This window comes from Bacillus sp. FSL M7-1020 (assembly GCF_038050415.1).
GTDB classification, from domain to species: domain Bacteria; phylum Bacillota; class Bacilli; order Bacillales; family Bacillaceae_G; genus Bacillus_A; species Bacillus_A toyonensis.
This window is the reverse complement of sequence record NZ_JBBOTW010000001.1, coordinates 2,250,212-2,265,793: the sequence shown is the minus strand read 5'-3', so window position 1 is coordinate 2,265,793 and position 15,582 is coordinate 2,250,212. Positions and strand designations below refer to the sequence as shown.

General features: G+C 31.7%; 16 protein-coding genes, 1 pseudogene and 1 other annotated feature. Of the genes and pseudogenes, 7 read left to right on the top strand and 10 right to left on the bottom strand.

The genetic code is table 11. The annotated features are described in order from the left end of the window. Positions 1 to 42 precede the first annotated feature (42 nt). Complete coding sequence (locus MHB70_RS11485; protein ID WP_001128414.1) at positions 43 to 471, top strand: cell wall hydrolase; 429 nt, start codon at positions 43 to 45, stop codon at positions 469 to 471. Between the two features lie 59 nt (positions 472 to 530). Here MHB70_RS11485 and lysS read toward each other — a convergent pair whose 3' ends face one another. Both lysS and MHB70_RS11475 read right to left on the bottom strand, forming a co-directional pair. Next, a complete protein-coding gene (lysS, locus tag MHB70_RS11480) occupies positions 531 to 2,084 on the bottom strand; it encodes a lysine--tRNA ligase (RefSeq protein WP_000558628.1) in 1,554 nt (517 codons plus the stop codon). 82 nt (positions 2,085 to 2,166) lie between these two features. Further along, positions 2,167 to 2,423, bottom strand: a binding site (T-box leader). A gap of 78 nt (positions 2,424 to 2,501) precedes the next feature. Further along, positions 2,502 to 2,672, bottom strand: a complete 171-nt coding sequence (locus tag MHB70_RS11475) for a DUF2197 domain-containing protein (protein ID WP_044810524.1) — start codon at positions 2,670 to 2,672, stop codon at positions 2,502 to 2,504. A gap of 139 nt (positions 2,673 to 2,811) precedes the next feature. Here MHB70_RS11475 and MHB70_RS11470 point away from each other — a divergent pair, with 139 nt between their 5' ends. Then, the gene (locus MHB70_RS11470) at positions 2,812 to 3,714 is read left to right on the top strand and encodes an SMP-30/gluconolactonase/LRE family protein (RefSeq protein WP_061529999.1); all 903 of its coding nucleotides are present in this window, start codon (positions 2,812 to 2,814) and stop codon (positions 3,712 to 3,714) included. After that, a pseudogene (locus MHB70_RS11465) lies at positions 3,711 to 4,408 on the top strand (class I SAM-dependent methyltransferase). Before MHB70_RS11470 ends, MHB70_RS11465 begins: the two are co-directional and overlap by 4 nt. A 149-nt stretch (positions 4,409 to 4,557) precedes the next feature. On the opposite strand, the gene MHB70_RS11460 reads toward MHB70_RS11465, so the two are convergent. The 4 genes from MHB70_RS11460 to MHB70_RS11445 all read right to left on the bottom strand — a co-directional run bounded on the left by MHB70_RS11460 (position 4,558) and on the right by MHB70_RS11445 (position 7,792). Then, on the bottom strand, positions 4,558 to 5,190 hold the full coding sequence (locus MHB70_RS11460; RefSeq protein ID WP_001194786.1) for a type 1 glutamine amidotransferase family protein: 633 nt from the start codon (positions 5,188 to 5,190) through the stop codon (positions 4,558 to 4,560). A gap of 299 nt (positions 5,191 to 5,489) precedes the next feature. Further along, positions 5,490 to 6,119, bottom strand: coding sequence for a class I SAM-dependent methyltransferase (locus MHB70_RS11455; protein WP_000397623.1), 630 nt, complete (start codon positions 6,117 to 6,119; stop codon positions 5,490 to 5,492). 262 nt (positions 6,120 to 6,381) lie between these two features. After that, entirely contained in the window at positions 6,382 to 6,879 is a 498-nt protein-coding gene (locus MHB70_RS11450; protein ID WP_001021705.1) for a DUF421 domain-containing protein, read from the bottom strand. 55 nt (positions 6,880 to 6,934) lie between these two features. Continuing rightward, entirely contained in the window at positions 6,935 to 7,792 is an 858-nt protein-coding gene (locus MHB70_RS11445; RefSeq protein WP_000689422.1) for an NAD-dependent epimerase/dehydratase family protein, read from the bottom strand. Positions 7,793 to 8,019: 227 nt separating this feature from the next. On the opposite strand from MHB70_RS11445, the gene MHB70_RS11440 reads away from it, so the two are divergent. Further along, the gene (locus MHB70_RS11440; protein WP_000582705.1) at positions 8,020 to 8,262 is read left to right on the top strand and encodes a hypothetical protein; all 243 of its coding nucleotides are present in this window, start codon (positions 8,020 to 8,022) and stop codon (positions 8,260 to 8,262) included. 27 nt (positions 8,263 to 8,289) lie between these two features. Here the strand turns inward: MHB70_RS11440 and MHB70_RS11435 are convergent, their stop codons facing one another. The 3 genes from MHB70_RS11435 to MHB70_RS11425 form a co-directional block, all read right to left on the bottom strand. Continuing rightward, the gene (locus MHB70_RS11435; protein WP_061530000.1) at positions 8,290 to 8,493 is read right to left on the bottom strand and encodes a hypothetical protein; all 204 of its coding nucleotides are present in this window, start codon (positions 8,491 to 8,493) and stop codon (positions 8,290 to 8,292) included. A 182-nt stretch (positions 8,494 to 8,675) separates the two neighbouring features. Next, entirely contained in the window at positions 8,676 to 9,023 is a 348-nt protein-coding gene (locus MHB70_RS11430) for a hypothetical protein (protein WP_001214245.1), read from the bottom strand. 20 nt (positions 9,024 to 9,043) lie between these two features. Further along, positions 9,044 to 10,414, bottom strand: a complete 1,371-nt coding sequence (locus MHB70_RS11425; protein ID WP_061530001.1) for an aminotransferase-like domain-containing protein — start codon at positions 10,412 to 10,414, stop codon at positions 9,044 to 9,046. A gap of 127 nt (positions 10,415 to 10,541) precedes the next feature. Here MHB70_RS11425 and MHB70_RS11420 point away from each other — a divergent pair, with 127 nt between their 5' ends. After that, positions 10,542 to 11,480, top strand: a complete 939-nt coding sequence (locus tag MHB70_RS11420; RefSeq protein ID WP_000683321.1) for a DMT family transporter — start codon at positions 10,542 to 10,544, stop codon at positions 11,478 to 11,480. Between the two features lie 17 nt (positions 11,481 to 11,497). After that, the gene (locus MHB70_RS11415) at positions 11,498 to 13,189 is read left to right on the top strand and encodes a M3 family oligoendopeptidase (protein ID WP_000946792.1); all 1,692 of its coding nucleotides are present in this window, start codon (positions 11,498 to 11,500) and stop codon (positions 13,187 to 13,189) included. Positions 13,190 to 13,203: 14 nt separating this feature from the next. On the opposite strand, the gene MHB70_RS11410 is transcribed toward MHB70_RS11415, so the two are convergent. After that, positions 13,204 to 14,298, bottom strand: coding sequence for a helix-turn-helix domain-containing protein (locus MHB70_RS11410; RefSeq protein ID WP_001008133.1), 1,095 nt, complete (start codon positions 14,296 to 14,298; stop codon positions 13,204 to 13,206). 323 nt (positions 14,299 to 14,621) lie between these two features. Here MHB70_RS11410 and MHB70_RS11405 point away from each other — a divergent pair, with 323 nt between their 5' ends. Continuing rightward, the gene (locus tag MHB70_RS11405) at positions 14,622 to 15,569 is read left to right on the top strand and encodes a phosphotransferase enzyme family protein (RefSeq protein ID WP_061530002.1); all 948 of its coding nucleotides are present in this window, start codon (positions 14,622 to 14,624) and stop codon (positions 15,567 to 15,569) included. Positions 15,570 to 15,582: the final 13 nt, after the last annotated feature.

The following is a 15,582-nucleotide window of genomic DNA, read 5'->3' as shown; positions in this document are numbered from 1 at the left end:
TATAACATACACTCTTTACTATAACAGAAAGGTGGTATCACTATGCCCCTTATTCCATATAACGAAAGCGATGTTGATTTACTAGCTCGTTTAATTCGTGCTGAAGCTGAAGGAGAAGGCCGACAAGGTGAACAGCTTGTTGGCTGCGTTGTTGTGAATCGTGTATTTTGCGATTGCTTAGATTTCAAACAACTCCGTACCGTTCGTGATGCTGTATATCAAAGCCCCGGTGGATTTGAAGCGGTACAATATGGATATTTTTATCAACGCGCTCGTGAGTCAGAAAAAGAAATTGCAAGAAAGGTTTTACAAGGTGAATGGCGCTGGCCAGCACGATGGGCTCTTTGGTATTTCCGTCCAGTTGGAGCTTGCCCACCTGAATGGTATAATCAGCCGTTTGTAGGGCAATTTAAAAGCCATTGTTTTTATGAGCCAAGTGGTGATGAATGTCCAAAACTGTATACACGGTAGTAAAATTTACAACGCAAGCACTTAGATCTTTGAGTACTTGCGTTGCTTTTAGCTATATATTAGAAATCTAATAAAGTGATGATTTTTTTGATGCCTACCACATGTATTAATAACGGTATACGCGGGCCACTTGATTGATTCATAACGAGCCTATATATAATGGTGAATAATAGCTTTTGATTTCCTTTCATTATTTTTTTATTTTCATGATGACAAATCGTATACAGTTGCTCCATTAAATTAGAATATTCTTTATTAGAACGAAGTGTTTTACAAACTTCTTCCACCCAGTTTTTCTGTCTATCTTCTAATGTGTTATAAAACTCCGTATTCTTCTCTTTATTTACCGTAATCAATTTTTCAGATTGAAAATTTCTTATCCAATACTCTGCACGATTACTTATCGCAATCATTTCAGGTAATGCATAACTCCTATCTATTTTCTCTAATATATTTTGTAAAATAGAGGAATCAAAATTTAATAGTGGTAAAGTACTTGCAACTTGATTAAACTTTGGATATTCATTAAATCGGTTATCAACTCTAGAAAGTTTAATTGCATCAAATAAATCTTCATTTTTTAGTGCTTCATTTTCATAACTATCTTTCAATCGTTCATACTCTGTATAATTTCGGATCACATCTTCATCAAGGCCAATATGAAAAACTGCGCCTGGCCTATATTTTGCAAACATAAAAAGAATTACTTCTGGTACATACACGTTTAATAAGTCGCTAGGTGTAATGCTATTTCCTGAAGAACTAGACATTTTTTCATGATTACCTTTAAGACCAATGAAATCATAAGCAACGTAATAAGGCGCTTCACGATTGAATATTTCCCTTACAATTTCTTTTGATACATTGTAACTACCTGTTTCCGATGAATGATCTCTTCCGCCTGGTTCAAAAATAACATCCTCTATCATCCATCTCATCGGCCAATCAATTTTCCAATTCAGTTTCATTTTATTTGTATTTACTACCGATAATTCATTTTCATTTCCGCATTCACATGCATACCGTACTGTTTCTAATACTTCATCAAATTGTGTAATCGTTGTTGCATCTTTCCCGCACCTCTCGCAATATAACGTAACTGGATAAAAGTTTTCTCTATCTTCTTCAAAGTGAACTCCTGTTTTAAAACGCATTAAAATATCATATATTTCTTTTCTTTTATGCAAAGCCTCTAATATATTGCCATTATACCTTCCGCTTCTATATTCAGCATGTTGATATATGAATTCCACTTCAATCCCAAATGCTTGAAGCGATTTCTCAAACTCTTTTTCAAAATGCTCTGCATATGAGTTATGACACCCATGCGGATCAGGGATATCACAGTACGGCATACCAATGTATCTTGCAAAAGATGGATCAATATTTTTAGGAACTTTTCTAAACCTGTCATAATCATCCCATGAAAAGATAAAACGAGTCTTTTTCCCTAAATTTTGCAGAGCTCTTACAACAAAATAAGTCGTTACTATTTCACGGAAGTTTCCAATGTGAACAGAACCAGATGGACTAATTCCAGATGCACAAACAAAAGTTTCTTTATTTGGATGTTTTCTAATTAATTCATGTGCTACTTCATACGCCCAATGCATATGTCACTCACCTCAATTATTTTTTGTTTTCACATTTTCAGTTTTATACAACAAAAAAACTCCCACCCCCAAGATTATTCATCTTGAGGACGAGAGTTATTAGCTTCGCGGTACCACCTCAGTTTGTTAATACGTCACCATATTAACCTTTTCAGGTACGGCAAAATATGCTTATACCCTATCTCTATAACGGGAGAACCCGTCGCACCATCCCTAAATAAATTAGTTCCTTGCGCAGCTCCAAGTCTTTTTTCATTAAGATGTATACCGCTCTTTCTCAGCTACCAGAGCTCTCTGTACGTATTCTTTCTTAACTACTCTTCTCTTCCATGCCATTTTAAATGTTGATTTTTACATATGATAATTTATTACACGTTTATTGTCAAATTTTTCTGAACGGTAATACATTACATATAATTATCTGAAAAAATGTTTTATCGCTTCTAATTGAATCTTGTGGCTACATTCATCACAACAATATATCCCTTTCGATTTCTCTTTAAACCGCTTATATTGTTCACTACCTTCATATACTCGGAATATATTTTTACAAGAAAAGCAAACAACCTCATAAAACATCATATGCATTTTCCTCTCTGTGTTTATACACTTTTTTAATATGAAAAGGTCTGTTTTCTACATTGCAAATCTTAAGATTCTCTCGCTAAAAGGTTTACCTCTATTTTTATCGAATTATATAAATATCTTATAATGCGAGGTGAACATCTTGTTTAGTAATATAGAATTAGTTTTAGATGCTAAAGCAACTTTAGCTGAAGGACCATGTTGGAATGAAAAAAAGCAACTTTTATATTGGGTTGATATTATGGAGAAAACATTATGCATCTATAATCCCACTAACAATACAAACCGGGTAATTGCCCTTAATCAGCAAATCGGCTGTGTTGTTCCATATGTAGAGGATGTAGTACTTTTAGCAACGGAAAACGGATTTTACTCTCTTAACCTGAAAACAGAAAAACTGACACATATTTATGATCCTGAACCACATTTAGTAGAAAATCGTTTTAATGATGGGAAATGTGATCCAGCTGGTCGCTTCTGGGCGGGTACTACTGATTTAAATGGAATAAATGCTGCAGGTTCCTTATATTGTTTATATAATAATTTGAGCGTTGAGAAAAAAGTTTCATATGTAAATACATCAAATGGAATCGCTTGGTCACCTGATCATACATACCTTTATTTTATTGATACACCTACTAAAAAAGTAGTTCGTTTTCATTATGATATACGTACTGGAGAAATTAGTAATCCAACTGATGTTATCCTTTTTCCTGAAAATGATGGTTTACCTGATGGGATGACAATCGATGAAGAAGGTTGCTTATGGATTGCACATTGGGGTGGTTCGAAGATTACTAGATGGAATCCTTTGACTGGAGAACAAATATTAAGTGTTCCAATTCCTGCATTATATGTAACGTCGTGTACATTTGGAGGCCATAATTCAACTGACTTATATGTTACGACAGCCAGAACAAGAATGACGAATGAAGAATTAAAAAAGTACCCACATGCTGGTGGTATCTTTCGAATTCAAACGAATATAAAAGGCTGTCCTACCTATTCATTTTGCAGTGAACATATTGGAGCTGAAACAATATGAATCGTATCGATTACATAAGACAAGAAGAAAAGAAATATCATGACCTTTGTTATGAACAATATAAACTATTTGAGACTGGATCTTGGCTTTACAAACCAGTTAAAACAGTTATGGACATGATGGACTATTTCGAAGGACAAAACAACTTGCAAGTACTTGACCTCGGATCTGGCGTTGGAAGAAATAGTATTCCAATTGCACAAAAAATAAAAAATTGTAGCGGCACTGTTACTTGTGTTGATTTACTTCATTCTGCTTTAACAAAGTTACAAGTTTATAGCAAAGTACATGGTGTATTTGAAGTAATAAAAACGGAACAAATAGTAATTGAAAACTACTATTTGTTCCTAACACTTATGACTATATCGTTGCAGTATCAAGTTTAGAGCATGTTAAATCAGAAGAAGATTTTAAAAACGTGCTCCAATCTACGAAAAAAGACATAAAGAATGATGGTATCAATTGTTTAATTATCAACTCGAACATACGAGAAATAGACAAGAAAACGAATCAAACATTAGATGCTTTAATTGAAATTAATCTCCCTACCGAAGAAATGATACATCTATTAAAAAGCATTTATACTGGATGGAAAGAAATAAAACTTGAAATAAAAGAATTATATGATATAGTTCGAAATGAAAGAAAGATTCAATTAAAAACAAATGCTATTACTTTTGTCGTTCAGCAATAATCGTATAAAAAGAGAAGAATATTTCTCTCGAATTCATTTTTATTATACGAGATTTGTATATTTAAATATTCATGAAATAAAACAAAAAAAACATGCTTTGACGTTGTCTATCTAAAGCATGGTTCCTATTCGAGATACTATAAAACTACTCAATTATTAAGAGAATTCATTAACTGGAAGAAATAATCAGGTTCATGAGTCTTATGTAAGTTATACCATGAATGAAGTGTATCCGGCGCAAGTACATCCAATTTTTTCAGTACTTCCATTGCGAACTCCAGAGGGGCTACTCCAGATGCAGTAATGAGATTTTGGTCAGATGCTACAGGTCCCATTTCATACAAATTTTCTCCATTATAATTCGGGCAAACCATTTTCATATAATCTAAACTATTACTTGTATGCTTTCTATCATCTAAGAATTCGTAATTTGCAAGCCCTATAGTTGCACCGCAAATCGCAGCAACAATTACGCCCATCTTTAAAGCTTCATCAACTTTTTGCAAAATAGGTTTATGTATATTTTCACTCCAAGTATTTCCTCCAGGTAAAATTAATAGATCGTTACTCTCAAACACACATTCATCTAGGGAAATATCTGGCTTTATATTCAAGCCTCCCATTGAAATAACCGTTTCTTTATTTACTCCTACTGTAATTACTTTTAAAGGCGCTAAACCTTTTTTGAAATATCTTCCTGTATTCAGTTCGGCAATTAAATGTCCGTACTCCCAATCTGACATCGTATGAAATACATATAAATAAGCTTTTCTTGTTTGCATTCAATAACACTCCATTCAAGTACTTTATTCTCTATTACAGCACAACTATTAATTTCAACAAGTGCTACATTAAGTTTAACATTACATTCTATATTTATGGTTTAAAATTCCAAATAGAATACCCATAAAAATCTATTATCACATAAATAAAAGAGCACTCGTTTCCGCAAGTGCTCTTTTCGGGGATTTTGAGATATCCTATTAACGAAAGTTAAGAGGTATTTATAATATATGCTCGTCCTCTTTATTGGTTCATATTCAACATATAGAGATTGTTAGTAATGCTTACAATTCTTTATTTATTGTTCTTTCTTACATTTTATCATTAAAAAATTGATTGAAGGCTTATTTTCCATGTTCTTATTTGGTTCGTCAATTTCCGAAACTTGTACTAGTCCATATTCATTAAAATCATGTTTTATAGATTCAGAATCATAGAAGAACATTTTTACACCTTCCATTATCTCAAAATAATCTTGGTCCAACTGTTTCCCTTTTCCGTACATTGGCGCTTTTTTAGAAACCGTTGTAAAAACCATATATCCGCCTGGTTTTAACTGATTATAACAATCTTTAATAAATTTCTCACGCTCATGCTTATTCAACAAATGAAGAAGTGCATGACTAAATATCCCATCATAAAGATTGTTATCAAAAGGCATATCATTTACTGAACCGTGATACATACTAATATTTTCTAGTCCGTTTTGCTTTGCTAAATCGATGGCTGTTTTTGAAATTTCAATACCTGTTACATTTATCCTATTATCAATAAAAACCTTTGCATTTCTTCCATATCCAATACCCGGAACTAATATATCCTTAACGTTCTTTTCAAGAAAAAAATCTTTCGTCATAATTGCAGATTCTGTAGGTTCAAATCCCCACATCGTTTGTTTTTCAATAAAACTTGATTCCCAAAATTCCATTATGTATCTATCTCCTTATTTTCAATCCATTTTTAGTATCAAAGTAAAGGTAAATTTTTTGTATTGTTGGTATATAGTTTTTTCTTCTATTCATACGACTTACCTTAGTCATCGTAGCCCATTGAATATAGCATAATAATAAGCCTATATCTATTATAAAGATTGGTTAAAAATCTCCCCTATTTTATTAATCCTTACGTTTATAGAAAATAAAAAAACAGCCAATATTTTTATTGTAGTATTGGCTGTTTCTCATGAAAAATTATCTTTTTATATTGTACTGATCTAATACTTTTTCTAACATTTCTAAAGTTATTGGTTGTGCTTGTTTTATTAATTGATAGCCAATACGCCCATTCGGTTCCGCTGTAACTTGCTGTAAACGCTTTACATCATGAATCCCTTTTTCTCTTAATTGCATATAAAGTTGTTGTTCTGACATTTTTGCCCGTATCAAATTTGCTTTTACAATCTTTCCGTTTTCAACAATTACAATGCTACTTCCATTTAGGAATTGCTCCACCTTCCTTGATTTCAATTCAAAGAAATGAATGATAAGTAGTATGCCCGAAAATATGATAGCGGCAAAGATAGATGGAACTACTTTCCTACTTAATACAGGTTCTACAATAATACGTCCAATTGATACAACTATAATTATTTCAGCTCTCGTCATTTGGCTAACAGATGTACTACCTGTCATTTTTAAAACAATAATTCCAGTAAGGGTTAAAATAATACTTTCCCAAATTATATTCATAATAGCCCAATCCTTTAACGGTGAATGTTATTAGCATTCCCATTAAAGGATTATTTTACATACTTATCAAATTTTTAAATCCTTCAGACCATAATGGAAATAAAGGTGTCCATCCATACTCTTTACGTGCCTTATAATTTGAGGCTCCTCTTTCCCAACTATTTTTCCCAGCTTGAGCTTTAGGAGCCGGTGCCCCAATTGCAGCTGCGTATATTGGTAACCATTCTTTACTAGTTGCTGGGGAATCATCTACAATATTTACGATTCCTGGAGGCCAATTAAGAGCTAACATAGTTGCTCTAGCGGCATCTTCGACATGTATAAAAGAGCTTATCCCATCTGTTGCAATCATTTCATTATTACGAACTTGATTTGCAACTAAGCCGTTTTCCGCATACCATGTTCCCGGTCCGTATAGTGTACCGTAACGAAGAATAATCGATTCTGGTAACTCAGAAACAGCTGATTCTAATTTTAATATGCCATTAACAGTGATTTGCCGAGGCATAGGAGCAGTAATATGTAGTGAATCTTTTTCTGTCGCAAATGTATCCCCTGCTTCATACGCCCATGAAATACTTTGAGCGATTATTTTCTTTACCCCTACATTTTTTGCGGCATCGACAAGGTTACGAGTGCCTTTTGTTCTAATTTTTGCATTATCCTCAAAATTCCATGTAGACAATGACGTTAATTGATGTATAACTACATCGGGAGTTGTTTCTTCCAATACAGAAAATACAGCCTGTCGATTAAACACATCGGCTATTACTGGTATAGCACCAATTTTCTTCATTGCTTCTACTTGTAATTCATTACGAATCATTGCAAATACCGTATGCCCCTCTTTTATTAACATAGGTAATAAAGAACGTCCTATAACACCTGTTGCACCTGCTACAAATATTTTCATATATGTTCCTCCTCATTTAGTAATCATAAATGTGACGAAACAGATGTGAGGTTTGTGACAAATATTTTCTCTATTTTTTCGTTATTCATATGAAACATATACTTTTGTTTAATTACCCCTGATCTCAATTCTTCAAAACATTGTGTGAGTGAAGTATAATATATTTCATGTGGATGTTTTATCCAAATTTTAAGCTAAAACGTTGGCTAGCACCCAGCAGTGATAACATGATAATTGAATTTGATGGATATGGAATAAATGAGTATGTTATTGGCCATAACTGTTCTATTAACGAATTAATAACAATGTATTTAAATATAAAAAATGAAGAGATATCTAATGAGGACCTTCTAAGCTTATTTTGTGTACGATATCAATACGAAAAAATTCCAAAATTATTACAGGAAGACGTCATAAGCGATGTTGTCATCGATTTAGATACAGACTATATTTATACACCTAATAGATAACAGTAAGCTAGATTGAATGATTAGAATTTACGATTCTGCTAAGTGTTTAATAAAATAAGTAATTGCCCAAATTAATGTCGCAAATTGAGTGACAAAATACATTGTCCATTCGAAACAACTCAATTTTCTCTCTCGTTTAATCTTTTTTAAATATCTGTAAAATATTAATGTACTTAAAAACATAAGGAGCAAAGATAATTGCTGTAAATCATCGACTATACGTACCGCCATAGACTCCATCGCCCTCCTATTCAAAATAAAAGCTATATTTTAAGGATATCATTTATTGTTATATTTTTCCATACAATGCACTTATGTCATACACAAAAAGAGCACTTAGCTATTGAGTGCTCTAAAAAATTATCAATTTTGATTTAACATACTCACCTTGCATTGGTTTAAAATGATTCTTCTTACTTTTTATACTCCATCTTTATTACTTTTGGTATATGTTCACTATCATATTTTCTCGTATAAATTCCGCCATCTGGAGTAACCACTTGTAACGCAATTTCACCACAAACACCATGTGGTATCTCAAATTCACCTTGTGCATTTGAAATACTACGTTCCTCACTTTCAATAGAATCTTCATAAATTTTCACATTAGATATAGGTTCGTTATTTTGATCTACGATAATACCTCTTGAATATTTTGCAACTGCTATGCACTGATCATCATCTATATAATATTTAATAACTACCATTGCTCCAATACCTATAGCAATACATACAAACAAGGTTATTATTTTCCCTCTCACAATAAACCTCCTTATTCGTATTATTCTTTTTTAAATTGAAAATCTAGACGTGCCGATTGCTTTACTTCCTCGATTACTTTGCGAATTCCTTCTTCAATCTTATCTTCTTTTACATTCGATACGTTTAACTTTAACAATCTCTCTTTAGGAAAACCTTTGACGTAATTTTTATCAATAGAATCAATATTTATTTGAATGTCACTCAATTTCTCAAAAAACATTTCCGAAATACTTGTTTTATGTATTTCTAAACAAGTATGAATTCCTATCGTACTATGCTTTTTATATGTAAATAAAAGTGGGTTTTCATTTTGCACTTTCTCTAATATTTCTGCTAGTTTTTTTGATCTATCGTAATAGGAAGATTTAATTTTATTTTTATGGCGTTCGAACATGCCACTCTTTATATAAATTTCTAATGCAGCTTGGGATATCATTGGACTATCGATATCTAAAATCTTTTTATATTTATGAAAAGCATTTGCAATAGCTGGTGGAATAACCGCCACACCGACTCGTAAACCAGGAAATATAATCTTCGAGTAACTTTTCAAATATATGACATGATTACAATTATCCAAGCTATATAACGGATCTGCTTTTGAATCAGTTTCTAAATCTGCTAAATAATCATCTTCTACTATAAATACATTATACTTCTTAGCCAATAGCACTATTTTTTCTTTCTCATCTTTAGAATAAGAAGTTCCAAGCGGATGATGATATCTCGGTATCGTATAAAAGAATTTTATTTTTTCTGTTCGAAATATACGTTCCAATTCATTTAAGTCGATACCTTCATTCGTACGTTTAATACCGATTACAGGAATTTTATTTATTACTAGATATTCAATATATAGATGATAGGTTGGCTGTTCAATTAATATCGTTTCATTTTCATTCGGAAATGGTATTGATGTTAATATAGCAAGCGCTTGCTGCACACCTGACGTTATAAAAATATTTTCTTCTTTTGTGAAAACTTGATAGTTTGTCAGCTGTTTTTGAATAACTGGAATTAGAATTGGTAAACCTTTCGGCGTTCCATATATGAACAAGTCGTTTTTATATGTATCAATGGCCTTATTAATACAATGTTGAAAATCTAAATACGGAAACACATCTGGATCTGGTGCTGAGGAAGCAAAATCAATTATCTCGTTAGTTTCTATGATACTCCCGGATTTCTTAACAACGTAGTATCCACTTTGAGGGACGGAATAAATAATATGACGCTTTTCTAATTCATGAAGTGCACGTATAACTGTCGCCTTATTACATTCATATTGCGTAACTAAAGCCCGAATAGACGGTAATTTTTCCCCTTCTTTTACCTCTCCATTTTGAATCATACTTTCTAAGTCGTTTAAAACATGTAAATACTTATACATCATTACCACCTCAACATTTAATTTGTACCGGTACAGTTTGTATTTGTTCACATTGTAGCACTAGATCAGAAAGATTACTATGTACGTATACTGGCCAGTATGAAATCAACTACTATGAGGTGAAATTATGAAACATACAACAAAGGCATATTTATCAGCATTACTCTATTCATTTATTATTGGATTCTCCTTTATGTTTGTGAAATTAGCACTAACAGTTACGAGTCCCCTCGATACTCTTGCTCATCGTTTTACAATTGCTTTCGTAGCTGCAAGCATTCCCGTTATTTTCGGTTTTGTAAAGTTAAATATATCATTTAAAAACATACTTGCCCTTTTACCAATTGCAATATTTTATCCAGCACTATTTTTTGCTTTCCAAGCGTTTGGCTTAGTGTATACAAGTTCATCTGAAGCTGGAATTATCCAAGCGGCAATTCCTATATTTACGATGATATTAGCTTCCTATTTTTTAAAAGAATATACGAATATATGGCAAAAAACCTCTGTTCTCGTTTCTGTCATCGGTGTTATTTATATATTTATCATGAATGGTTTAGAGGCACATGAAACTAGTCTCATCGGTGTTATTCTTATTTTGTTATCGGCATTATCATCTGCTTGCTATAATGTGTTAGCTCGAAAAATGACAAAGAATTTCAGGCTAATGGATCTAACTTACACAATGACAGCGATTGGTTTTATTAGTTTTAATGTAATTGCTATCACTAGCCATATAAACAAAGGTACATTAACTATATTCTTTAAGCCATTTATGAATGGAACATTTCTTATTTCCATTTTATATTTAGGATTACTATCTTCTTTACTGACCGCATTGTTATTAAACTATTCATTATCTTATATTGAAGCAGCTAAAATAAGTGTTTTCAGCAATTTATCTACACTTATTACCATTATCGCAGGAGTTGCATTCTTACATGAACAAATCGCATACTACCATATCATCGGCACAATTCTGATTGTTCTTGGAGTAGTGGGCACAAACTTTTTAGGAAAAAAAGGGATTGTAATAAAGAAAAAGAATACTTCCTTAAGTAAATAAAAAGTGAGGGATATATAATGCTGCGCGTAAATACGATTGATATTAGTAATATACTTGAATTGGAACAAGCTCTTTCAACTTTAATAAATAAAAAGATTTCTTCAAAACTAGACCTTGAACACTGGTTAAAAGAACAATCTACATTAATTTGGGAAATCGAAGAACAATTACGATTACACTATATCGCCTTTCAAAGTAATACAGATAATAAAGAAATAAAAGATACTTTTGAACATGATCAACAATTTGTAAAGCCACTTTTAAAACGTTATCAAAATTTATTTAATAATAAATACTTACAGTCACCATTTCGAATGGAATTAGATTCTAAAGTATATGGTTTATTAGATGTAAAAATAAAAAATGCTCAAACTTTATTTTGCGAGGAAAATATCGAATTAGAAATTAAAGAAGACCAATTAGTAACAGAGTACTTTGAAATTACAGGAGGACTAAGTGGAAATTGGGACGGCGAAGAAAAAACGATAACGGAATTACAATCCTATTTACAAAATCCGAATCGTGACATCCGTAAAAAAGCAAAAACAATTATTTCTGAACAGTTTTTATCTGTTGAAAAAGAACTCCAAAGCATCTTAAATACATTAATTAACATTCGCCACCAAAAAGCAAAAAACATTCAAGTAGAGAATTATCGTGATTATATGTTTAAAAAATATGAGCGTTTTGATTATACAGCGAAAGATTGCTATGAACTAGCCGAATCAATACGAGAGTACGTTGTACCACTTAAAGATAAAATATTACAAGAGAAAAAAGAGAAACTACAAGTAGATACGCTTCGCCCATGGGATGTAACAGCTGTAGCACCTGATCAAAAAGTGCTTAAACCAATTGCAAATGAAAAAGATTTAATTGAAAAATGCACTTATATCTTCAATAAACTAGATGTTGAATTTTCAGCTTTATTAAACCAAATGTATACTCATGATTGCTTAGATTTAGGAAGTCGTAAAGGAAAAGCAGCTGGTGGTTTTTGTGAGTACTTACCTGCTTCTCAATTATCTTTTATTTTTATGAACCTAAACTATACACAAGATGATATTATTACTTTCATACATGAAATGGGTCATAGCATTCATAACGAGTGCGTAAAACCATTAGAATTACGACAGTATATAGAAATTCCCGCTGAAACGGCTGAACTAGCTAGTATGACAATGGAAGTATTCACAATAGACTATTGGGATACTTTCTATACAGACAAAGAAGATTTAAAACAAGCAAAAATCAACTACTTTAAAGATGTTATTTCATATTTACCTGTTATGCTTATCGTAGATCAGTTCCAACACTGGCTGTATGAAAACCCTAATCATACTACTGAGGAAAGAAATGAAAAATACTTACAACTTCAAAAACATTATCAGTCTAGCGTCATACATATTGATGGTTACGAAAACTGGATAGCAACGAGTTGGTTGCCAGTACTTCATATTTTTGAAGTACCATTCTATTATATTGAATATGCAATCGCACAACTTGGTGCACTGCAAATGTATAAACAATATAAAAAAAATCCTAAACAAGCACTAAATAATTATAGGAAGGCATTATCACTAGGAAGCTCAAAATCTATAAAAGAAGTGTATGAAGCAGCTGGTATTCGTTTTGATTTCTCTGGTGAAACTATTAAAGAATTAATGACATTTGTAGAAGCAGAGTTAGATTCACTTGAACGTATATAAATAGAAAGCTGCACCTATATTTTAGGTGCAGCTTTCTTCTTTATTTTATTAATAAGTTCTATGTACTGAGAATCTCCATATCCGATTGCGTGAAAAAGATGGAACAACTTTATTAATAATTCTTGGTTTGATAATTCTTTATTTTTGTAGATGAATTTTGTTACAGCATTATCTTCTTTTAACATTTCTAAATATAACTTTATAGCCTGATACATCACTGGGAGTAAATCCACAGATGGTTTTCTATGGTTTACCAATACCTCTTTGTATACAGAACAATAGTTACCTAACTTAAGTTCAGTTTGACTGACTTTGAATTCATCTTCCCTAAAGCTATTTAAAATCACTCTCCCCTCATAGCCTGACTGCTCAAGATAAGAAAGTATTGTTACTAGGTTCATTTGGCAAAACATATCTTCACCAAACCATAAAACAATACATTCATAATTATTCTTAAAAAACTTTTCTAATGGATCTATAACCTTTTTTATATAATTCTCTACTGAACTATTATGCCCCCTTGCTCTTACTTCAATGAATTCTTCATCGAAAACTTGTGTACTAGTAGCATTTACACACATTGCTTCATTAAATGGGGCATAATCAGACTCTCCCATTAATTTTTCGTTTTTAAATTCTTCATACATAAATTGGCCATTTAATATATTTAGTACGTCTTTATCGAACAGTTCACATTTCCTATTTCGTAACTGCTCAACCTCTATTTTTCTAGAAATATTCATTTTAAACTCCTCTTCTTTATTTATATTGAGTTTAACAAATGATTGAACTGGCATCTTGTTAAGTTGGAAATCTTTTGGGGTTATACCAAAAACAGTTTTAAAAGCTCTACCATAAGCCTCTTGCGAAGAGTAATCGTAATCCATTGCGATATCTATTATCTTTCTACCGTTCGTCAATTCCTCCGTAGATAAATACAATCTTCTAAGAAGAACATAATGCCTAATGCTGACACCTGTTGCTTGATGAAATTTGAAAGAACAATAATAAGGGGAATATCCCATGTAATGCGATAATTTTTCCAATGAGAATCCCTTCCTCAAATTCTTCTCAATCCAATCAATCATTTGCTGTATATACTCATTCATTTACTTCACTCCCCACTAAAAATTATAAGAGGGATACGTTTCTTTTTTTTGATGTTTCTTGTGGTTTATAACACGAACCATTCTCTAAAATCCTTAAATACTTTGTTTTATATTTTTTCAGCTATCTTATTTTGTCATATATTCTATTCACTTTTCAATTTAACTTTAATCATTGTGGAGTGTTCCTACCCTACTAATTATTAACACGTAAATTACAGGATATATCTTTTTAAAGGATTTCATAAAATAAAACACGAATTTTGTAAATTAAGGAACTTTTAGTTTTTAGGTTGAAAAAATTTAAATATAGAGAGGAATTCAAAATGAAGGAATTAGAAAAAGAAATACTCACATTAGTAAACGAACGTTATCCATTACATTTTATTAACATTAAACCCATAACAAACGAAATGTATCAATGTAATACAGTACAAGGGAATTACTTCATTAGAATTACAAACTATAAAACATATGAAGAACAGTTAGAAGAAGTTAAATATACAAACTTTTTATATCAAACTGGATTAGGTGTTCCACCAATCATACCTTCTTTACAGGGGAATTTAGTAGAAAATTTAACATTAGACAAGGAGGTATTTGCTGTAGTTTATAAAGCTGCTCCTGGCATTCACTTACCAAGAAGTGAATGGAATCCCGATGTATTTAAACAATTGGGTCAAGAAATTGGCAAATTACATCTGATATCTCAAGACTTTGAAAGTATTGAACGAGTTAAACATATTAACGCTTGGTATGAAAATGAAGAATATAATTTCCTTAAATATATCCCTAATGAAGAGACTATTATTAGAGAAATTGCATGCGATGTTTTATCTTCCATTAAGAACCTACCAAAAACATCTACGAACTATGGCCTGATCCATGGAGATTTATGGTTAGAAAACATTTTAGTTGATAGCGATTCAAACTTATCCATGATTGATTTTCAAGACTGTGAAAAACACTTTTACATATTCGATTTAGCAGTTCCAATTTATAGTGCAATAGAATATTCATTTGCTGGAAATGGGAATATTGTTGACTATGAGAATTCTATTACAAAAGCGATACTTGACGGGTATCAAGAAGAAAGAGAACTATCTAAAGAAATGATAGACAAGCTTCCGTTGTTTATCAAATTAAAAGAGATATTTGAATATAGTTTAATGCACATGTATTGGAATAAAGAAGAATTAACTGAGAATCAAGTACGGATAATGAATCTTTATAGAATGAAACTTGAAAATAAAGATTCATTAATCAAAATGTAAAGCAAATGTGGTT

What these genes read in the sequence shown, in the direction of transcription:
- MHB70_RS11440 (WP_000582705.1), top strand. Translation starts at nt 8,020, where the DNA reads ATGATAATTGAATTTGATGGATATGGAATAAATGAGTATGTTATTGGC.
- MHB70_RS11410 (WP_001008133.1), bottom strand. Translation starts at nt 14,298, where the DNA reads ATGAATGAGTATATACAGCAAATGATTGATTGGATTGAGAAGAATTTG.
- MHB70_RS11455 (WP_000397623.1), bottom strand. Translation starts at nt 6,119, where the DNA reads ATGGAATTTTGGGAATCAAGTTTTATTGAAAAACAAACGATGTGGGGA.
- MHB70_RS11445 (WP_000689422.1), bottom strand. Translation starts at nt 7,792, where the DNA reads ATGAAAATATTTGTAGCAGGTGCAACAGGTGTTATAGGACGTTCTTTA.
- MHB70_RS11450 (WP_001021705.1), bottom strand. Translation starts at nt 6,879, where the DNA reads ATGAATATAATTTGGGAAAGTATTATTTTAACCCTTACTGGAATTATT.
- MHB70_RS11485 (WP_001128414.1), top strand. Translation starts at nt 43, where the DNA reads ATGCCCCTTATTCCATATAACGAAAGCGATGTTGATTTACTAGCTCGT.
- MHB70_RS11425 (WP_061530001.1), bottom strand. Translation starts at nt 10,414, where the DNA reads ATGTATAAGTATTTACATGTTTTAAACGACTTAGAAAGTATGATTCAA.
- MHB70_RS11405 (WP_061530002.1), top strand. Translation starts at nt 14,622, where the DNA reads ATGAAGGAATTAGAAAAAGAAATACTCACATTAGTAAACGAACGTTAT.
- MHB70_RS11420 (WP_000683321.1), top strand. Translation starts at nt 10,542, where the DNA reads ATGAAACATACAACAAAGGCATATTTATCAGCATTACTCTATTCATTT.
- MHB70_RS11475 (WP_044810524.1), bottom strand. Translation starts at nt 2,672, where the DNA reads ATGCATATGATGTTTTATGAGGTTGTTTGCTTTTCTTGTAAAAATATA.
- MHB70_RS11460 (WP_001194786.1), bottom strand. Translation starts at nt 5,190, where the DNA reads ATGCAAACAAGAAAAGCTTATTTATATGTATTTCATACGATGTCAGAT.
- MHB70_RS11415 (WP_000946792.1), top strand. Translation starts at nt 11,498, where the DNA reads ATGCTGCGCGTAAATACGATTGATATTAGTAATATACTTGAATTGGAA.
- MHB70_RS11435 (WP_061530000.1), bottom strand. Translation starts at nt 8,493, where the DNA reads ATGGCGGTACGTATAGTCGATGATTTACAGCAATTATCTTTGCTCCTT.
- lysS (WP_000558628.1), bottom strand. Translation starts at nt 2,084, where the DNA reads ATGCATTGGGCGTATGAAGTAGCACATGAATTAATTAGAAAACATCCA.